14 protein-coding genes are annotated in these 11,964 nt (G+C 73.1%); 9 read left to right on the top strand and 5 right to left on the bottom strand.

Annotation, left to right across the window (positions count from 1 at the left end; genetic code table 11):
• Positions 1 to 260: 260 nt before the first annotated feature.
• Positions 261 to 893, top strand: a complete 633-nt coding sequence (locus IE239_RS34295) for a PadR family transcriptional regulator (RefSeq protein ID WP_190153367.1) — start codon at positions 261 to 263, stop codon at positions 891 to 893.
• Positions 894 to 1,008: 115 nt separating this feature from the next.
• On the opposite strand, the gene IE239_RS34290 is transcribed toward IE239_RS34295, so the two are convergent.
• Complete coding sequence (locus IE239_RS34290) at positions 1,009 to 1,437, bottom strand: type II toxin-antitoxin system Rv0910 family toxin (RefSeq protein ID WP_190153366.1); 429 nt, start codon at positions 1,435 to 1,437, stop codon at positions 1,009 to 1,011.
• Positions 1,438 to 1,875: 438 nt separating this feature from the next.
• On the opposite strand from IE239_RS34290, the gene IE239_RS34285 reads away from it, so the two are divergent.
• Positions 1,876 to 2,511 carry a Clp protease N-terminal domain-containing protein gene (locus IE239_RS34285; RefSeq protein ID WP_190153365.1) on the top strand — a complete coding sequence of 212 codons (636 nt, stop codon included), beginning with the start codon at positions 1,876 to 1,878 and terminating at the stop codon, positions 2,509 to 2,511.
• Positions 2,512 to 2,625: 114 nt separating this feature from the next.
• Entirely contained in the window at positions 2,626 to 3,630 is a 1,005-nt protein-coding gene (locus IE239_RS34280; protein ID WP_190153364.1) for an EamA family transporter, read from the top strand.
• 133 nt (positions 3,631 to 3,763) lie between these two features.
• Here the strand turns inward: IE239_RS34280 and IE239_RS34275 are convergent, their stop codons facing one another.
• Positions 3,764 to 4,444, bottom strand: a complete 681-nt coding sequence (locus IE239_RS34275) for a pyridoxamine 5'-phosphate oxidase family protein (protein WP_190153363.1) — start codon at positions 4,442 to 4,444, stop codon at positions 3,764 to 3,766.
• Positions 4,445 to 4,479: 35 nt separating this feature from the next.
• Between IE239_RS34275 and IE239_RS34270 the strand changes: the two genes are divergently transcribed.
• Positions 4,480 to 5,811: an aminotransferase class I/II-fold pyridoxal phosphate-dependent enzyme gene (locus IE239_RS34270; RefSeq protein ID WP_190153362.1), complete on the top strand. Its 1,332-nt coding sequence runs from the start codon at positions 4,480 to 4,482 to the stop codon at positions 5,809 to 5,811.
• Positions 5,812 to 5,856: 45 nt separating this feature from the next.
• On the opposite strand, the gene IE239_RS34265 is transcribed toward IE239_RS34270, so the two are convergent.
• Entirely contained in the window at positions 5,857 to 6,840 is a 984-nt protein-coding gene (locus IE239_RS34265; protein WP_373308187.1) for a DMT family transporter, read from the bottom strand.
• A 74-nt stretch (positions 6,841 to 6,914) separates the two neighbouring features.
• Here IE239_RS34265 and IE239_RS34260 point away from each other — a divergent pair, with 74 nt between their 5' ends.
• A complete protein-coding gene (locus IE239_RS34260; protein WP_190153360.1) occupies positions 6,915 to 7,853 on the top strand; it encodes a LysR family transcriptional regulator in 939 nt (312 codons plus the stop codon).
• Positions 7,854 to 7,894: 41 nt separating this feature from the next.
• Here the strand turns inward: IE239_RS34260 and IE239_RS34255 are convergent, their stop codons facing one another.
• Complete coding sequence (locus IE239_RS34255; RefSeq protein ID WP_190153359.1) at positions 7,895 to 8,362, bottom strand: pyridoxamine 5'-phosphate oxidase family protein; 468 nt, start codon at positions 8,360 to 8,362, stop codon at positions 7,895 to 7,897.
• Positions 8,363 to 8,512: 150 nt separating this feature from the next.
• On the opposite strand from IE239_RS34255, the gene IE239_RS34250 reads away from it, so the two are divergent.
• Positions 8,513 to 9,175: a cysteine hydrolase family protein gene (locus IE239_RS34250; RefSeq protein WP_190153358.1), complete on the top strand. Its 663-nt coding sequence runs from the start codon at positions 8,513 to 8,515 to the stop codon at positions 9,173 to 9,175.
• Here IE239_RS34250 and IE239_RS34245 read toward each other — a convergent pair.
• The gene (locus tag IE239_RS34245) at positions 9,162 to 9,662 is read right to left on the bottom strand and encodes a Rieske (2Fe-2S) protein (RefSeq protein WP_190153357.1); all 501 of its coding nucleotides are present in this window, start codon (positions 9,660 to 9,662) and stop codon (positions 9,162 to 9,164) included. The genes IE239_RS34250 and IE239_RS34245 overlap by 14 nt on opposite strands.
• A 192-nt stretch (positions 9,663 to 9,854) precedes the next feature.
• On the opposite strand from IE239_RS34245, the gene IE239_RS34240 reads away from it, so the two are divergent.
• The 3 genes from IE239_RS34240 (at position 9,855) to fabG (ending at position 11,952) form a co-directional block, all read left to right on the top strand.
• Positions 9,855 to 10,610, top strand: a complete 756-nt coding sequence (locus tag IE239_RS34240; protein WP_190153356.1) for a HipA family kinase — start codon at positions 9,855 to 9,857, stop codon at positions 10,608 to 10,610.
• Positions 10,607 to 11,023, top strand: a complete 417-nt coding sequence (locus IE239_RS34235) for a DUF3037 domain-containing protein (RefSeq protein WP_190153355.1) — start codon at positions 10,607 to 10,609, stop codon at positions 11,021 to 11,023. Before IE239_RS34240 ends, IE239_RS34235 begins: the two co-directional genes overlap by 4 nt.
• A gap of 167 nt (positions 11,024 to 11,190) precedes the next feature.
• A complete protein-coding gene (gene fabG, locus IE239_RS34230) occupies positions 11,191 to 11,952 on the top strand; it encodes a 3-oxoacyl-ACP reductase FabG (RefSeq protein ID WP_190153354.1) in 762 nt (253 codons plus the stop codon).
• The last annotated feature ends 12 nt before the right edge of the window (positions 11,953 to 11,964 follow it).

Genomic DNA, 11,964 nt, shown 5'->3' with positions numbered 1-11,964 from the left:
TGAAAGCTACCAGGCCGGACTCGAATTATGCGCCGGCCTCCTCTGGATCCGATACCTCGGATCGCAGCCTTGATCACAACTCCAGACAGGCCCTAGGTTCGCTGAGACAGAAGCCCGAACGACTCGGTTCGTTGAGAAAACGACTCGATTGAGTGAGACGGGACAGTGAAGACTCCGGCGAGGCCTTGTCGAGCGGACTCTTCCGATATATCGTTGACGCATCGCGACAGATCAACGATGGAATGAAGGAGTGGTGTGCGATGCGTACCCATGGTTTCGAGCGTGGACATGGACAGGGCGGCCCCCGGCGCGGACGCGGCGGCTTCGAGGGGCGGCGTGCGGCCTTCGGGCCCTTCGGCCCGGGCGGCCCCGGCGGTCCCGGCTTCGGCTTCGGGGGTCCGGGCTTCGGCCCCGGACCCTGGGGTGGGCGAGGGCGTGGCGGACCCAGGGGGAGGGCGCGGCGCGGCGACGTACGGGCCTCGATCCTGGCCCTGCTCAAGGACCGGCCCATGCACGGCTACGAGATGATCCAGGAGATCGCCGAGCGCAGCGGCGGGGCGTGGAAGCCCAGCCCGGGCTCGGTGTACCCGACCCTTCAGCTGCTGGAGGACGAGGGTCTGATCAGCAGCGAGAGCGATGGGGGCAAGAAGCTGTTCTCGCTCACCGAGGAAGGTCGCGCGGCCGCCGGGGAGGGCCCGGACGCTCCCTGGGAGGAGGCCGCGCGCGGGGTCGACTGGGAGGCTCTCGGCGAGATCCGTCAGGCCGGCTTCGGTCTGATGGAGGCCTTCGGGCAGGTCTGGAAGACCGGCAGCAAGGAGCAGCGGGAGAAGGCCCTGGCCGTCATCAACGAGTCCCGCAAGAAGCTGTACCTGATCCTGGCCGACGAGGACTGAGCCGACGGGTGGGACAGGGTTACGACGAGGAAGGCGCTCCGCGGCATCGGCCGCGGGGCGCCCTCGTGTGCGGCGGGCGCACTGCGTGATACCGGGCCGGTGCTCCGGGCCGCGCTCAGGTCACCAGCGCGCCCAGCTTGCGCAGCGACTCGTTCAGGGCGGCCGTCCCCGAGTCCTTGAGCTTGCCCGCCATCAGCGACACGGCCGCGCCGGTGAACTCGCCGTCGATGCGGACCGTCGTGGCGTCGCCGTCGGGGGTCAGGGTGTAGCGGGTGGCCACGGACACGGCCATCGGCCCCTTGCCGCGGATGACGAGCAACCGGGCCGGCTCGAGCTCCGCCACGGTCCACTCGACCTCGGCCGGGAAGCCCATGAGCTTCATGTTCTCCAGGAAGGTCGCGCCCGGTTCGAGAGACGCGGGGCCGCCCTTCGGGAAGTTGGTGTGGGTCGCGTTCCACTCCCCGTACGCCGGCCAGTCGGTGAGCTGGGCCCACACCTTCTCGGCCGGCGCCTGGATCCGTGCCTCCGCGCTGACTTCGGCCATGCGACCACCTCTTCGTCTCGGGCAGCTCCGGCTGCGGTGTCGCGGAACGTAACCCCGGACGGTCGAACATTCAATACTGACGAACCGTCAGGAAGTGCACCGGGTGGGAGCCGCCCCGCGCCGCTCCGCCCTTTGCACCGCCCGCGCCCCCATGGTCCCACCCTTCGCCTCACCCTCCGTCCCGCCTTCCTCCCGCCTTCCTCCCGCCTTCCGTCCGGCCCTCCGGATCCCCGCCGGCTCACCATGCCCGCGGGAGACGTACGGGCTCGGCTCGGTCGACCGAGGGGCGTGCGGCAAGGCGGCGCGTCCCGTCGGGGAATCGGCCTGATCTCATCCGCAAGGAGGAGATTCCGGCGGCCCTGCTCCGCTCTGCGTGGGACGCGAAGATGCTTCCTGCCGGGGACGCCGGCACCCGGCGGGGCCTGATGGGATGGGCACGTGCAACCCCGTATCCCCTGGCAGTCGCCGCGTGACCGGGCGGCGCCGCACGGCACGGGCGACGTCCCCGGGCTCGGCGCCGAGGCCGCGGCGGCGCTCGCCGCCGCCCGCCGCCGGGCGGTGCGCGACGGGGACCGGCAGGTCGACACCGCCCATCTGCTGCACTCCCTCCTGGAACACGACCCCCAGGTCCGCGCCGCCTTCGACGGCGGCCCCCAGCTCGCCCGGCTGCTCGGCTACCTCGTCCAGCGCAGCATCGGGTACGGGCTGCGCTGGCAGGGCGGCGTCGAGGACTCCGGCGCCGTGCCCGCCGTCACGGCCGTCGCCCCTCCCGGCCGGACGTCCCTGGCGGCGGACCCCGCGGACTCGGACGGGGCGCCCGCCGTGACGGTCGTCGAGGGGCTGTCCCCGCTGGCCTCGGCCGCGCTGGAGCAGGCGCGCGCGGAGGCCGCCCGGCGCACGGGCGGGCCGGCCCGTGGCGTCGACCTGCTCGCGGCGATGGTCGCGCACCCGCAGGCCCGGGCGGTCGAGGTCCTCACCCGCGCCGGGGTCGACGTGCACGCGCTGCGGACCCGCAGGGACGACGGCCCTCAGGATCGCGAGGCATGCCTCGAAGGCGGCGGTCCCTCCTGTTGAGCGGCCCTCCCGCGCGACGGATCCGTCTGTCGGGCGGCACCGCCCCGCCCGCGACGTCCGGCCGGTGAGACAGGTGTCAACGGAGGTGAAGCTCCTGTCGCCGCCTGTCATCATGTGGCGGTGCGTACCTCTGTGAGCAACCAGGGTGACCGCGGAAGGGGCATCGGGCTCGCTCTCGCGGTCGGGTCGGCTGTCGCCTTCGGCGGATCCGGTGTCGCGGCGAAACCGCTGATCGATGCGGGCCTCGCCCCCCTGCATGTGGTGTGGCTGCGGGTGACCGGCGCGGCGCTGGTGATGCTGCCGCTCGCCGTGCGCCACCGCGCGCTGGTGCGCAGCAGGCCCGCGCTGCTCGCCGGCTTCGGTCTGCTGGGCGTGGCCGGAGTGCAGGCGTTCTACTTCGCCGCGATATCCCGGATCCCCGTAGGGGTCGCCCTGCTCGTGGAGTACCTCGCCCCCGCCCTGGTGCTGGGCTGGGTGCGCTTCGTGCAGCGACGGCCGGTGACACGGGCCGCCGCGCTCGGCGTCGTCCTGGCCGTGGGCGGACTGGCCTGTGTGGTCGAGATCTGGGCGGGGCTGGGCTTCGACGCCCTCGGGCTGCTGCTCGCGCTGGCGGCCGCCTGCTGTCAGGTCGGGTACTTCGTCCTCTCCGCCCAGGGCGGCGACTCCGGCGACGACGTTCCCGACCCGCTCGGGGTCATCGCCCACGGCCTCCTCGTGGGCGCCGTCGTGCTGACCGTCGTCGCGCGCCCCTGGGGAACGGACTGGTCCGTGCTCGCGCACACCGCCGACATGAACGGCTCCGAGGCGCCCGCCTGGCTGCTGCTCGTCTGGATCGTGCTGCTCGCGACGGTCCTCGCGTACGTCACCGGCGTGGTCTCCGTGCGCCGGCTCTCCCCACAGGTCGCCGGAGTGGTGGCCTGTCTTGAGGCGGTCATCGCGGCCGTCCTGGCGTGGGTGCTGCTCGGCGAGCACCTCTCGGCCCCGCAGATCGCCGGCGGGGCGGTCGTGCTCCTCGGCGCGTTCATCGCCCAGTCGTCCACGCCCGCCGAGGGTTCGCCGGAGCCGGTGGCCGCCGGCAGCCCCGAACGGGAGCTGTCCGCACGCGGAACGGTCCTGTAGGCGGTACGCGGGAGCTGCCCCGACGGCGGCTCTCCGGGCGGCCCGTCGACGGGCCGCCCGCCGACGGCGTGCGGGACCGGCTTTGTCCCGACGCCTCCGTGTCGTCGTGCGGCACCTCAGGCGTGGACCGGCATCACAGCGCCGCGAGGTAGCCGGGGAGTTCGGCGCCGGGCGCGAGGTCGGCCTCCGGGACGGGGGCGTCGTAGCCCTTGCGCAGCGGGACCACGCCGGCCCAGTGGGGGAGGGCGAGGTCCTCGGGCTCGTCGTTCACGCCTCCGGTGCGGGTCTTGGCCGAGACCTCGCCGAGGTCGAGGCGGATCACCGCGGTCGCCGCCAGCTCCTTGCGGTTCGCGGGGCGCGAGTCGGCGGCCCGGCCCGGGACGACCTGGTCGACCAGGGCGTCGAGCGCGGCGCGCTTCTCCCGCGGGTCCGCCACGTCGTACGCGGTGCCGTGCACCACCACCGAGCGGTAGTTGACCGAGTGGTGGAAGGCCGAGCGGGCCAGCACCAGACCGTCGACGTGCGTCACCGTCAGGCAGACCGGCAGTCCCGGGTCGGCCTGTCCCGTCATCCGCAGCGGGCGCGAGCCCGTCGAGCCGTGCACGTAGAGCGTCTCGCCGACCCGGGCGTAGAGCGTCGGCAGCACGACCGGCGCGCCGCCGCGGATGAAGCCGAGGTGGCACACATAGCCCTCGTCGAGTATCGAGTGCACCAGTTCCCTGTCGTAGGACGCCTTCTGGGCCGCCCGGGTGGGGATCGTGCGGTCGGTCGGGGTGTAGGCGGCGGGCGACGTCGGCGGCTGGGTCCCCTGCATGGCGCTCTCCATTGCACTAGTGCATAATAGACTTTGTGCTAGGAGAATATCGGATCCAGGGCCGAAGGGCAGCGGAGATTTCCGCGAGCATCGAGGAGGCGGTCGGTGCGGGCGAGCTTCGTCCGGGGCAACTGCTCCCGCCCATGAGGGAGTTGGCCACCTCGCTCGGGGTCAACCCGAACACGGTCGCGGCTGCCTATCGCACCCTGCGCGAGCGGGGCGTGATCGAGACCGACGGCCGCCGGGGGAGCCGGGTGCGCGCGAAGCCCGCCACGACCGGGCGCGACTTCATCCGTGTGGAGGTTCCGGAGGGCGTGCGGGACGCCTCCACCGGCAACCCCGACACGGCGCTGCTGCCGCCGCTGGCCCCGGCGTTCGCCTGGGCGGCAGCCCAGGGCGACCGGGAGCCGGTGCTGTACGGGCACGCGCCGGTGGAACCCGGGCTGGCCGCGCTGGCCGGGGCCGATCTGGGGGCCGACGGTGTGCCGGCCGCGCCGATGGCCGTCGCGTCCGGATCGCTGGACGCGATCGAACGCGTCCTCGCCGCCCATCTCAGGCCGGGGGACGTCGTGGCCGTCGAGGATCCCGGCTGGGGCTCCCTGCTCGACCTGGTGCCGGCTCTCGGGCTGCGCACCCTGCCGGTCGGCCTCGACGACGAGGGCCCCCTGCCCCAGGACGTGCGCCGGGCGCTGGAGGCCGGGGCACGCGCCCTGATCGTCACCGACCGGGCGCAGAACCCGACCGGCGCGGCGGTGAGCGCCCCGCGCGCGCGTGCTCTGCGCGCCGTGCTCGGGGAGCATCCGCACACCCTGCTCGTGGAGGACGACCACGGCCATGGGATCGTCGACCAGCCCCTGCACCCCCTCGCGGGAGTGACCCGGCACTGGGCCTTCGTGCGCTCAGCCGCCAAGGCCTACGGTCCGGACCTGCGGTTCGCCGTCCTCACCGGGGACGACGTCACCCTCGACCGGGTGAGCGGGCGGCAGCGGCTCGGCCCCGGCTGGGTCAGCCGGATCACCCAGCGGGCCGTGCTGCGGCTGTGGACCGACGGCGCGGTGGACCCGCGCGCGGTGGCGCTCGCGTACGGCAGCCGGCGAGACGCGCTGATCGCCGCACTGGCCGCGCGCGGGGTCCGGGCGCACGGGCGCAGCGGAATGAACGTGTGGGTCCCCGTGCCGGACGAGACGGGGGCCGTCGCCCGGCTGCTGCAGGCGGGATGGGCGGTCGCCCCGGGGGCGCGCTTTCGCATCGAGTCCCCGCCCGGCATCCGGATCACCGTGTCCACCCTGGCGCAGGACGAGATCGACGCACTGGCGGACGCGGTCGCGGACGCCGTGCGGGTGGGCGGAGTGCGCGGCTGCGTCTGATGCCACCGGTGCGCGGCGACCCCTGGCGGAGGCCGCCGCGCACGGTCAGGACCGGCCCCGCACCTGGGTCAGCGCCGCGCCCGCCAGGACGATCGCCGCTCCCACCGGTGTCGACCAGTTCAGCGGCTCGTCCAGCAGGGCGACGCCCGCGGCCGTCGCGATGACCGGGATGAAGTACGTGACCATCTGCGCCGTCGTCGGACCGACCTCCGCGACCAGGCCGTACTGGATCAGCAGGGCCAGGCCCGTGCCCAGCGCCCCCAGAGCCGCCGTCGCGAGCAGGGGGAGCAGTGGGAACCGGGCCGGGAACGTGGTGAACAGCGGGGTGACCACGGCGAGTTGCAGGGTCGCCAGGAACAGTTGCGCGCCGGTCATCGACAGGGCGGAGGAGCCGGTGGCCGCCAGCGTGCGACGGAGGTAGATCCAGCCGACCGGGTAACTGAGCGAGGCCAGCAGGGCCAGCGTCGTGCCCCGGGCGTCCAGGCCGTGGAAGCCCTGCCACGCGCCGAGCACGGTCAGCACACCCAGGAACCCGAGGCCCAGACCCGCGACGCGCAGCCGGGTCGGCCGGTCCTCGGAGAGCGCGACCAGGGACAGGGCCATGCCCCACAGCGGCGAGGTCGCGTTGCAGATGCCGGCCAGGGTGGACGGGATCGTCAGCTCCGCGTAGGCGAAGAGCGAGAAGGGCAGGGCGTTGAGCAGGAACGCGGACACGGTCAGATGCGCCCAGGTGCGCGCCCCGCGCGGGAGTCGCTCCCGCTTCACCGCCATCGCGACCGCCAGCACCGCCGTCCCGAACGCCAGCCTTCCGAAGGTGACCTGGAAGGGCGCGTAGCCGCCGGTGCCCACCTTGATGAGCAGGAAGCTGAAGCCCCAGATCAGCGACAGTGCGCCGAAGCGAAGGCGCCAGTCGAGAGCGCGGCGCGGGCGGGCGGGGCCCAGGGTGGGCCCGGCGGGGGAATGCTGCGTGGGCCGGGCGGGGGAAGGCGCGTGGGGCGGGGTCGGGGTGGACGCGGTCACCGTGGTCATGGCCTCAACGATGCGGGAGGCAATCTTGTAGCACAAGCGAGAATTCTCGAGGAATACCTCGTAGCATCGCTTATATGTTGAACCTGGAGCGCCTGCGCACCCTCGACGCCCTCGCCCGGCACGGATCGGTCAGCGGAGCGGCCCTCGGGCTGCACATCACCACGTCGGCCGTCTCGCAGCAGATGGCGAAGCTGGAGCGGGAGGTGGGCCAGCGGCTCCTCGCCAAGCACGGCCGTGGCGTGCGGCTGACGGACGCCGGGCGGCTGCTCGCCGAGCACGCGTCCCGGATCCTGTCCCAGGTCGAACTCGCCCAGGCCGATCTGGAAGCCCAACGTGGGCAGGTGGCCGGAGAGTTGCGAGTGTCGGCGTTCCCTACCGCGGCGCGCGGGCTGTTCCCCGTCGTGCTCGCCGAGCTGCGCAAGGCGCATCCGGGGCTGCGGTTGCGCTCGTCCGAGCTGGAGCCGGAGCGCGGCATCGCCGGCGTCGTACGCGGCGACCTCGACCTCGCCGTCGTCCTGGACTGGTACAACAAGCCGATGCCCGTGCCGGACGGCCTGGTGAAGGCGCCCCTTCTCGACGATCCCGCCGATGTCGCGATGCCGGCCGGACACCCCCTCGCCCACCGGGACGAGGTGGACCTCGCGGAGTTCGCCGAGGACGAGTGGATCACCTGGGGCGAGGGCGAGTTCTGCCACGAGTGGCTGATGTTCACGCTGCGCTCACGGGGCGTCGAGCCGATCGTCGGACACCGGGCGGCCGAGACCCACACCCAACTCGGCCTGGTGGCGGCCGGGCTGGGCGTGTGCATCGCGCCGCAGCTGGGGCGGCACCCGATGCCCGAGGGGGTCGTCACGGTCCCGTTGCGGCAGCGGGTGCGCCGCCATGTGTACGCGGTCTGGCGGGCGGACGCCGACCGCCGCCCGTCCATCCGTGCGGCCGTGGAGGCGCTCAAGGCGGCGGGCCGAGGGGTGGGGCGGCCGCCAGGTGAGCGGCCGGACGGGACGGCCGGCTGAAACGGCCGGCCGGGGCCAGGGGCTGGGGCCGGCCCGCGGCGTCACACCCCGCCGAGCTTGCGGAAGTCCCAGGACACGATCTTCTCCGGCGTCAGCCGCACCCAGGCGTGCCGCCCGTCGTGCGGCATCGCGTCGAGGCCGAAGTTCTTGCGGGCGAACAGGGTCTCCACCGCGTCGAGTTCGGCGCACAGCTCGCCGGTGCGCGGGATCTCGCCGACGAACTCCACGGCGCCGGACAGCTCGACCCCGCGCAGGGTGTCGTACTCCTCGCCCGTGTCGATCACGATCGCGACCCGGGGGTCGCGGCGCAGATCGGCCCAGCGCTTGCTGCGCACCACCGAGTACAGCCAGAGCGCGTTCCCGTCCCAGAGGAACCACAGGGCGCTGACGTGCGGGGCGCCGTCGGTGGACACGGTCGCGACCCGGCAGGTGCGCTGGACGGTGAGGAACGCGTCCAGTTCGCCCGCGGTCATCATGATCTTCCGGCCCCGGCGCTGAGTGACGGTCATCCGGCCCCCTTCATTCTTCTCTTGTCATTCGTCTCTTGTGCCGTCCTGCGCTGATCTTCTGAGACACCGTCAGAAAATGATGGGTCTTCTTCCTTCTCCGCGCAATGGCGGTTAGTGTCGCCCGCCCCACACCGACGTCAGGGGGAGCCCATGCCGTCGCACGAAGTCCTCGGTGACCTTCTCGACCCGGCCGGCACCGTCCTGATCACGGTGGAATGCCAGCAGGGTGTCGTCGGACCGGCCGCCGCTCTTCCGCAACTCGCCCGAGAGGCAAGGGAGTCGGGGGCCCTCGCCAACGTCGCCCGGCTGGTGGCGGCCGCTCACGCGCACCGCGTCCAGGTCGTGCACGCCGTGGCCGAGCGCCGGCCCGACGGCCGGGGCGCCAGCCGCAACGCCCGGCTGTTCCGCGCGGCCGCACGCCTTCCCGTCCAGCAGCTCGCCGGAACCGACGCGACCCGCGTCGCACCCCCGATCGAAGTCGCGGAGCAGGATCTCGTCGTCCGGCGGCTGCACGGGCTGTCGCCCGTCCAGGGCACCGACGTCGACGCCCTGCTCCGCAACCTCGGCTGCCGCACCCTGGTCGTGACCGGGGTCTCGGCCAACGTCGCGATCCCCAACACCGTCTTCGACGCGGTCAACCGGGGCTACACCGTCGTCGTGCCGTCGGACGCCGTCGCGGGGGTGCCCGCCGACTACACCCCCGCGATGATCCGCCACACCCTCGCGCTGGTTGCCACGATCGCGACCACCGACGAGGTGCTGGACTGCCTGCGCGGGACCGCCACGGCGGGAGCGGAGGTCAGGCCAGGGTGATCGAGTCTCCGCTGACCTTGATCGACACCTCGGGCAGCGGCTTGCGCGCGGGACCGCTCTTCACGCTGCCGTCCGTGATCGAGAAGTTGCTGTTGTGGCAGGGGCAGTGGATCACGCCGTCGTTGACGGACTTCACCGCGCAGCCCGCGTGGGTGCACACCGCGGAGAACGCCTTGTAGGTGCCCGCCGTCGGCTGGACGACGACCACCTTCTCGGACTCGAAGACCTTGCCGCCGCCCGCGGGTATGTCGGCCGTCTTGGTGAGCGCGGCGCCCCCCGCCGCGTCCCCGCCGCCCGTGCTCGCGGCGGGCGCGCTGCCGGTGGATCCGGTGGAACCCGCGGCGCCGGCCGACGACGAGGAGCTCGACGAGTCGTCGTCGGAGCCTCCGCACGCGGTCAGCGCGACGGAGAGCCCCGCGGCTCCCGCGGCCGCCACGACGGTACGGCGGGCAGGCCCCGACGCGGACTTGATCGATGCGCTGGTCATGCTGTGGGGTTCCCTTCCAGGGGGGACGGTGGGTCTGCCGTGAGGTACGAGCCGGGGGCGCGGCTTGTTCAGCGACCCCGGCCAGTTCGGACAGTGTCGAGATCTTGACGGCTTCGACATGAGCGCGGCGTAAGCCGCAGCTGTCGCCGAGCTGTCGGCCGCGCATCGGCCCAGGCCCAGTAACCTGGGGCGATGCTCAAGGAAGTCACCGCGACCCGCTACGTCACGCCCCTGCGCGAGGGCGGATCCCTGCCGGGGCTCGTCGAGGCCGACGATCTCGGCCTGTACGTCCTGAAGTTCACCGGCGCCGGACAGGGGCGCAAGACGCTCGTCGCGGAGGTGGTCTGCGGCGAACTGGCCCGCCGGCTCGGCCTGCGGGTGCCCGGTCTGGCGGCCGTGGAGCTCGACGTCCTGCTGGGACTCGGCGAACCCGACAGTCAGGTGCAGGAGTTGCTGAAGGCGAGCGGCGGGACCAACCTCGGCATGGACTTCCTCTCCGGCGCCCTCGGCTTCGACCCGCTCGCCTTCCCGGTGAGCTCCGAGGAGGCCGGCCGGATCGTCTGGTTCGACGCGCTGGTGAACAACGTCGACCGCTCCTGGCGCAACCCCAACCTCCTGGTGCACCGCGGCGACCTGTGGCTCGTCGATCACGGCGCCACCATGATCTGGCAGCACAACTGGCCCACCGCCGAGACCTCCGCGGCCCGCCCCTACGACGCGTCCGACCACGTCCTCGCCCCCTTCGGGCCGGACGTCGCGGCCGCGGCGGCGGAGCTGGCCCCGCTGGTCACGGCCGACCTGCTGGCCGAGGTCACCGCCGAGATCCCGGACGTCTGGCTGGCGGACGAGCCCGGCTTCGACACCCCCGACGCGCTCCGGCACGCCTATGCTGCGCCGCTCCTGGCACGCGCCGCCGTCATCCACGACCGCATCAAGGGGACCGAGTGAACGACCGCCACATCATCAGGCCCGGCCAGGGCGGCGACCGGGACGTCTTCGAGTACGCGCTGCTGCGCGTCGTCCCGCGCGTCGAGCGCGGCGAGTGCGTCAACGCGGGCGTGCTGGTGTACTGCCGCGGCCAGGACTACGTCGGCGCCCGCACCCACCTCGACGAAGCGAAGCTGCTGGCACTGGATCCGCGGGCGGACGTGGCAGGGGTGCGGGCCGCTCTGCGGGCGGTCGAAGGCGTGTGCGCGGGCGGCGCGGCGGCCGGTCAGGCGGCAGGCGACGACGCCGGACGGCGTTTCCGCTGGCTCATCGCGCCCCGCTCGACGATCGTCCAGCCGGGCCCGGTGCACACCGGGCTCACCGCTGACCCGGCCGCCGAGACGGAGCGGCTGCTCCGGCTGCTGGTGAGGTAATGGATCACACCGGCGACGTGTGGCGTTGACACCGGGTGCCAGGGCTTCTAGCGTCACGTCTGCCGAAGGTACTAAGCGGTCGCTCACCAGTCGGGGGCGCCAGCGCCCCGGCGGAACGGCGCCCGCTCGGGCGCACCAGGCTTTCTCAAGGGCGAGGAGAACCAGCAATGTCCACCACTGAGCAGCGGGTCGCCGTGGTCACGGGCGCGGCGCGGGGCATCGGAGCGGCCACCGCCGTGCGACTGGCGGCCGAGGGCCGCGCGGTCGCGGTCGTCGACCTCGACGAGGCCGCCTGCAAGGACACCGTCGAGAAGATCACCGCGGCCGGCGGCAGGGCCGTCGCCATCGGCGCCGACGTCTCCGACGAGGCCCAGGTCGAGGCGGCGGTCGCCCGGGTCGTCGAGGAACTCGGCGCGCCGACGATCCTCGTCAACAACGCCGGTGTGCTCCGCGACAACCTGCTGTTCAAGATGAGCGCCGCCGACTGGGACACCGTCCTGAACGTGCACCTGCGCGGCTCGTTCCTCATGACCAAGGCCGTCCAGAAGCACATGGTCGACGCCGGCTTCGGCCGCGTCGTCAACCTGTCCTCCTCCTCGGCGCTCGGCAACCGCGGCCAGGCCAACTACTCGGCCGCCAAGGCCGGTCTGCAGGGCTTCACCAAGACCCTGGCCATCGAGCTCGGCAAGTTCGGCATCACCGCCAACGCCGTCGCACCCGGCTTCATCGCCACCGACATGACCGCCGCCACCGCCGCCCGCGTCGGCATGGGCTTCGAGGAGTTCAAGGCGGCGGCCGCCACCCAGATCCCGGTCGCGCGCGTGGGCGAGCCCGACGACATCGCGAACGCGATCGCCTTCTTCACCGACGAGGCCGCCGGCTTCGTCTCCGGCCAGGTGCTGTACGTCGCCGGCGGACCGCTCGACTGACCGCCGCCAAGA

This window comes from Streptomyces humidus (assembly GCF_014649655.1).
GTDB lineage: Bacteria > Actinomycetota > Actinomycetes > Streptomycetales > Streptomycetaceae > Streptomyces > Streptomyces humidus.
This window is presented reverse-complemented; position numbering and strand designations above follow the sequence as displayed.